The following is a 5,463-nucleotide window of genomic DNA, read 5'->3' as shown; positions in this document are numbered from 1 at the left end:
CGTGACAACGCCCGAAGGACGCGCTCATACAACGACCCTTCGCGGCGACTGCTATCGGTATACTCGCCCATGTGTCCTGACAAGAGAGTGTCCGCATGGGCGCGAGATCGAGGAGTGTTCAGCGGCTGACTACGACGGCGCTTCAGAGTGTCCCTCCTCTGTGAGTCCGCATGCCCTCCGACGGGGCGGCATCACACACGCTCTCTCGGAAAATTGGCCGATGAAGGCTGTCGGAGATCGGGCAAACGTCTCTGAGACGGTACTGGAGATGCACTACGATTCTCGATCGGAAGAGGAGAAAATGGAACAGCGGAGAGAGTATCTGGACGATCTCTGACGGAAGACGTCCACAATCTTTCGGGGTTTCAGCTAGTGTTAGTGCACCCGAGAAACCGCATGATCGAGAAATCGATGACTGTGAAGCGCTACTCACCAAAAACGCACACGCGTGTCCATCGACGCCAAGTCTTCACTCAATCCGACGCGGGACGATAACTCCTTTTTGAAAACGGACGGTCTTGAGAACATCGTGAGTGACCGGAGGATTTGCCGTGCCACGCTGAAGGATAAGATATCCACCGCCGAGCAGGACGAGAAGAAAGACGAGCGGAACGAACATTCCGACGAGTGGCCACCAACCACTGGTAGTCCCGTTCCAGCCCATCATTCCACCGTATCCCATCAAGCCTCCGATGCGGATTCGAATTCGTCATTGACGGTCGAAAGGGTTCGCTCGAATCGATCGTGAACCTCGGTTGCGATAGAGTCGAGCGCCTCGTTGTCGGCGATACCGACGAGTTGGTGGGGATCAACTGCACTCACGACGACGGTTCCCTCGTCAGTTTCGTAGACGATGACGTTACACGGGAGAAGTGCGCCGAGTTCGATTTCTTCAGTCAATCCCTCGCGTGCGAGTGCTGGGTTGCACGCACCGAGAATTCTGTACTGCTGGAATTCCTCTCCGAGTTTCTCCTTGAGCGTCGCTTGGACGTCGATGTCGCAGAGTACGCCGAATCCCTCGTCTTCAAGCACAGCAATCGTTGTATCAACGACTTCGCCGAAGTCACCAGCCACCGACTTTTGTATAGTGTATCCCATATCGCACACGCTACTGGAAGGGGCTTAATGATGTTGGCGTGAATCTTTGTACATATCTTTGACTCATCGGCAGCGAGGATCCAAGAAGAGTTCCGCAAATAGAACATTTTTGAAGAGTTCGAAGATTGAATTGTTTCGGATTTTAACAGAGCCAAATAATCATATGTGACTATTTCCTATCCCCTTCTCCAAGAACGATTTTGTATCGCATCGACCCTCCGTATAGCGAGTATAATACAAATAGCATCCCAATTGCGACGATTCCTGTTTGGATAGCACCCGCCTGATAAATTGACATCACTTCTAACTCGAACAGGATCCCTTCGATGACAGATCCCAGACTGATGAACACGAATCCGATCGCAACGTACAGCATCGGTTGCCCGTTCCCCCGACGATAGCTCCGATAGGCTTGCAAAGCGATCAGGAATCCGAGCACTACAACGACGAGTTTGGCGATGATGAGTTCTGTATGCATGCTTATTCACCCCGAATGCTCCTCCACATTTTGGCGAATCGATCTGGGGTGTCTTCTTCAATCTCTAATTGGACTTCGTACTGTCCGTCGTCGAACGTGACGAGGACGGCGTTGAGTATCGTTTCGTATTGCTTCCGATGATGTCCGTATGGATCGATCTGGAGATTCTCACTCACCAGTCCGACTGCCTGGAGTTGATCGACCCGGTCGTAAATCGTCGATTTGGATCCCTCACATTTCTCTCCGAGTTCCTCGACCAACATCGGCTGTTTACTCAAGTAAGCCAGAATCTCACGTGCATAGTCGTCAGCCAACAGATCGAGCACCTGTTCGGACTCTGGCTCACCCATGTGATAGCACGAACTGCACCCACTGTGAAAAACGGTGTCATTCAGAGTGCTCCACCGGGTACTCTGCGACGTGAACTGAGGATGAGTACTTCTGGCGAATCTCTCATCATATATATCTTTCCCACAAACGGCGACCCACGGATTGTGCAATAGTGATTATACTATACAAGATCGTACTCTCTACTGTGATCGAACCATGATGCAATTATTCAAATCGGTCGGCCAGATCGGACGTAACTCCCTCCTCGCAGGAGTGATACTCCTCATTATTGCTACCGGGAGCGTTGCTGCACAGCAGAGAACGAATGGATACGGTGGAATGATGAACGATGGCTGGGGCTGGGGGATGTTCGGCGGTTGGGGCTTCCTCTGGCTGCTGTTACTCGTTGGACTCATCGTCCTCGCCGTCTCCGCAGTCAGTGGGAGCGACCAGCCTCGGGGCGGCGAACAGCCCGACCGAGCGCTCGCAGAACTCCGCGAACGCTACGCACGCGGAGAAATCAACGAGGAAGAGTTCGAAGAACGTCGCCGCACGCTGCGCGAGACGAGGTGAATCCGGATGTCCGACCACACACTCACTCGACGGCGCACGCTCGCACTCACCGGCAGTACAATTACCGCTGGTCTAGCTGGATGTGTAGACAGCGGTACTGATCAGCTCACAAATAACGGAAATGCTGACGGAGCTGAAACAAGCGCAACCCAAGATGACTCGGACGGTGACCACGACCACGACGTCGAACACACGCTCGGCCATCCGGAAGACCATATCGAAGTGACGATGGAATCGGACGACGATGCTCATCACTTCGTCCCACACGCCGTTCACGTTGAACCGGGTGGAACGGTGACGTGGATGCTTGACAGCGGCGTTCACGACACGGTCGCCTACCATCCTGGGAACGCCGCCGTCCTCCCATCAGCCACTGACCGTCGAATTCCAGATGGTACCAACCCATGGGCGAGTGACGTCTACGACACGGCAGGTGAAACGTTCGAGATGACCTTCGAAGAGGAGGGCGTCTACGACTACACCTGTACGATCACCGGACACGGTCACCGGGGAGGCGGCCACCACGGTGGGCATCAGACCCATGAATCCACGGGGATGGTCGGCCGCGTAATCGTCGGCGATCCTGATCTCGATTCAGATGAACAACCAGCGTTACGGCCTCCTTCCGGCGAACTTCCCGAGGCTGCGCGCCACGAACTGGAACAGTTTAACGACCAGACTCGGGAGGCCCTACAGGAACACTGACCACAGCCGACAACAGTATTGCTTCCCTCGGACAATACTTTACGTGTGCAGACCGTACGGCTACTGAACAGAGGGACAGACCACGAAATACCAAAATTAGAGCCTTAATGACAAAGTCACCTAATTACACGATCAACCGACGTGACGTACTCAAATCCGGTGCTATAGCAGGTGGGACCCTGATCGCTGGATGTTTCGATACCTCTCCTGAAGGCGAGACATCGCCGGACGAACATGAATTTCCAGACCCACAATACGGCGATCCGGATCGGGAGTATCACCTTAGCGCGACCGAGAGTGAAGTGACCTATGAATTAATTCAGAATTAAGTACCCTTTTCAGACTAGGACACAATCTCCGCCAGAATCCTACTCGGGGGTGTCATCAACTATCTACTCATCCCTCCAGAGGCGTGCTCCCAATTCAGTCAGTCGGTTCGCAGTCGGTGGCGGCGTAATACTCGACGTTAAGCTCAGCGACCTTCTCGAAATCGCCGTCTCGAGCAAGTAGCGGCATATCGACGTTACGAGCGACACCTGCAATCAGGACATCCATCATGTTGATCGGATCCCCTTTAGCCATGAGTTCAGCGTCGATCACCGCCGCCTCTCGAGCGGCTGTTTCTGTAAATTCCAGGGGGTTAATCCAGTCGAGTTGGTCGGCGAGAACCAGGGTTGTGTCGGCCGATCTTCGATATACGACCGGATATCGTCGTGGTGGTCGGTTTCGGGGTCAAGGAGGTCAACGAGGGCGCTACTGTCTAAGATCACGGCGTCCTCTCGAGTCGCGGTCGAATCGATCGCGGAACTCGTCGCGTTTGTCACCGAGTCCAGGGTATTTCCCGGCGGCTTCCATCGGGTCTTTCTCGCCCTGCGTCAATCGCATAACGACGTCACTAAAGCTCTCATTGTCCCGCTTGTGCCGCTTCAGCCGTTCGTACGCATCGTCTTTGATGCTAATCGTTTTCGTTCCCATGTACATGTACACATACACAGTATAGTGTAACAAGCATACTGCAGATCCACTCCAATGCAGCTGACTGGCCGAGACAGGTTAGAGTGTTAGTTCTACAACCAGGATGTTTATTGCGCATTGTTAGTGACATATTTGATATGAAATCTCCTGAACGGACTTGTGCAGAAGATCATGAATATACGTATCCTATATACGCATTGATACAAGTCTATCATTTAATCAAGTATTTAATATTACTTTTTATTTATATTCTTGCACGTGTTGTTATCGGATTTCTTGTGCGACTTCTTCCGCTCGCTGTCGTGGCCGTTGCAATGATCGTCTTTTTTATCGGAATTTTATTATTGGATCCAGTTCTTTCTCTCGCTGGATTTTCGGAGCAGGAAATCGCCGCAACGATGGGTATTACCGTTCTCGTCGGCATCTGGATCGTCGCAATCGCTCTCTATTTCCAGTTTCGTGATTCAGACGATGAGAGCGAAGACGAAGACGAGGACGAGAACGAGACACCGGTTGGCTCGCTTCGGTGATCGCGATCGAGGTCACTAGTCGTCGTCTTCGAGGGACTCGGCAGCGAGCGCAGTTGGATCCGAGATATGATACTCCTGGATAGAGTGCGAGGGGTCGCGCTCGAACTCCCAGACCCACTCATCGTACACGCGCCTCGATTCCTGTGCACTCTTTCGAATTCGCTTTCGTCATCGGATTCTCGAATTCAGTGCTCGTGCCCCTGCTTCATTTCTCACAGCATCTGCACATCTCGCTGCAGATCGAGCTCTAATTCCATCGCGCCCCCGGCTCCCCGTGCAATCTCGGCCCAGCCATCTCGAAGTTCGCGAAATGCCTGTACAATCTCCCGCTCGCGCTCGGGACAGGAGTCGTCATCGTACTCATCGAGCTTGTATTCGGTAGTATTATCAGCGTATTTATTCCTTTCAAAGACTGTGGTAGCTGTTATGACTGGGTCAAAATGGAAACACCCGTTATTAAATATCATTTATGTTATCACACTTCTGTTCTTGAGCATCCTTGCACGATTAGTGCCATTTGCCGTTGTTATCGTTGCACTGTTCGTCTTTTTTATCGGAATATGGACACTCTCACCGGCGTTGACCGTGGTCGGATTTTCCGAACAGGAAGTCGCCGCAACGATGGGAATTACCGTTATCGTCGGCGTGTGGGCCATCGCTGTCGCACTCTATTTTCGATATCGCGAGCCAGACGCCACTCAGTGATCCTGCGAGTCAGTCACTCGAAGTAGTCCACCGACCAGAGACAGGCACCCCATTGAAGAACGGTGAAGC

9 protein-coding genes and 1 pseudogene are annotated in these 5,463 nt (G+C 52.6%); 5 read left to right on the top strand and 5 right to left on the bottom strand.

All coding sequences use genetic code 11. The annotated features are described in order from the left end of the window. A pseudogene (locus tag ACERJA_RS20075) lies at positions 1–337 on the top strand (site-specific integrase); the annotation flags it as partial. A gap of 344 nt (positions 338–681) precedes the next feature. Here ACERJA_RS20075 and ACERJA_RS20070 read toward each other — a convergent pair. The 3 genes from ACERJA_RS20070 to ACERJA_RS20060 all read right to left on the bottom strand — a co-directional run bounded on the left by ACERJA_RS20070 (position 682) and on the right by ACERJA_RS20060 (position 1,926). Then, positions 682–1,098, bottom strand: a complete 417-nt coding sequence (locus tag ACERJA_RS20070) for a DUF302 domain-containing protein (protein WP_373609974.1) — start codon at positions 1,096–1,098, stop codon at positions 682–684. A 169-nt stretch (positions 1,099–1,267) separates the two neighbouring features. Continuing rightward, positions 1,268–1,576, bottom strand: a complete 309-nt coding sequence (locus tag ACERJA_RS20065) for a hypothetical protein (protein WP_373609973.1) — start codon at positions 1,574–1,576, stop codon at positions 1,268–1,270. A gap of 2 nt (positions 1,577–1,578) precedes the next feature. Next, the gene (locus ACERJA_RS20060; RefSeq protein ID WP_373609972.1) at positions 1,579–1,926 is read right to left on the bottom strand and encodes an ArsR/SmtB family transcription factor; all 348 of its coding nucleotides are present in this window, start codon (positions 1,924–1,926) and stop codon (positions 1,579–1,581) included. A gap of 322 nt (positions 1,927–2,248) precedes the next feature. Between ACERJA_RS20060 and ACERJA_RS20055 the strand changes: the two genes are divergently transcribed. After that, positions 2,249–2,479 carry an SHOCT domain-containing protein gene (locus ACERJA_RS20055; protein ID WP_373609971.1) on the top strand — a complete coding sequence of 77 codons (231 nt, stop codon included), beginning with the start codon at positions 2,249–2,251 and terminating at the stop codon, positions 2,477–2,479. Positions 2,480–2,485: 6 nt separating this feature from the next. Beyond that, positions 2,486–3,184, top strand: a complete 699-nt coding sequence (locus ACERJA_RS20050) for a plastocyanin/azurin family copper-binding protein (RefSeq protein WP_373609970.1) — start codon at positions 2,486–2,488, stop codon at positions 3,182–3,184. Between the two features lie 423 nt (positions 3,185–3,607). On the opposite strand, the gene ACERJA_RS20045 is transcribed toward ACERJA_RS20050, so the two are convergent. Beyond that, complete coding sequence (locus ACERJA_RS20045) at positions 3,608–3,820, bottom strand: hypothetical protein (RefSeq protein ID WP_373609975.1); 213 nt, start codon at positions 3,818–3,820, stop codon at positions 3,608–3,610. A 117-nt stretch (positions 3,821–3,937) separates the two neighbouring features. After that, entirely contained in the window at positions 3,938–4,159 is a 222-nt protein-coding gene (locus ACERJA_RS20040; protein WP_006067173.1) for an antitoxin VapB family protein, read from the bottom strand. 278 nt (positions 4,160–4,437) lie between these two features. Here ACERJA_RS20040 and ACERJA_RS20035 point away from each other — a divergent pair, with 278 nt between their 5' ends. Beyond that, entirely contained in the window at positions 4,438–4,689 is a 252-nt protein-coding gene (locus tag ACERJA_RS20035; protein WP_373609969.1) for a hypothetical protein, read from the top strand. A 426-nt stretch (positions 4,690–5,115) separates the two neighbouring features. Next, positions 5,116–5,394 carry a hypothetical protein gene (locus ACERJA_RS20030; RefSeq protein WP_373609968.1) on the top strand — a complete coding sequence of 93 codons (279 nt, stop codon included), beginning with the start codon at positions 5,116–5,118 and terminating at the stop codon, positions 5,392–5,394. Positions 5,395–5,463: the final 69 nt, after the last annotated feature.

It is taken from the genome of Natronorubrum sp. A-ect3, from assembly GCF_041821125.1.
GTDB lineage: Archaea > Halobacteriota > Halobacteria > Halobacteriales > Natrialbaceae > Natronorubrum > Natronorubrum bangense.
This window is presented reverse-complemented; position numbering and strand designations above follow the sequence as displayed.

Excerpts from the sequence above, each read along its gene's own strand:
- ACERJA_RS20030 (WP_373609968.1), top strand. The coding sequence starts at position 5,116 with ATGACTGGGTCAAAATGGAAACACCCGTTATTAAATATCATTTATGTT.
- ACERJA_RS20055 (WP_373609971.1), top strand. The coding sequence starts at position 2,249 with ATGAACGATGGCTGGGGCTGGGGGATGTTCGGCGGTTGGGGCTTCCTC.
- ACERJA_RS20070 (WP_373609974.1), bottom strand. The coding sequence starts at position 1,098 with ATGGGATACACTATACAAAAGTCGGTGGCTGGTGACTTCGGCGAAGTC.
- ACERJA_RS20060 (WP_373609972.1), bottom strand. The coding sequence starts at position 1,926 with ATGGGTGAGCCAGAGTCCGAACAGGTGCTCGATCTGTTGGCTGACGAC.
- ACERJA_RS20050 (WP_373609970.1), top strand. The coding sequence starts at position 2,486 with ATGTCCGACCACACACTCACTCGACGGCGCACGCTCGCACTCACCGGC.
- ACERJA_RS20040 (WP_006067173.1), bottom strand. The coding sequence starts at position 4,159 with ATGGGAACGAAAACGATTAGCATCAAAGACGATGCGTACGAACGGCTG.
- ACERJA_RS20065 (WP_373609973.1), bottom strand. The coding sequence starts at position 1,576 with ATGCATACAGAACTCATCATCGCCAAACTCGTCGTTGTAGTGCTCGGA.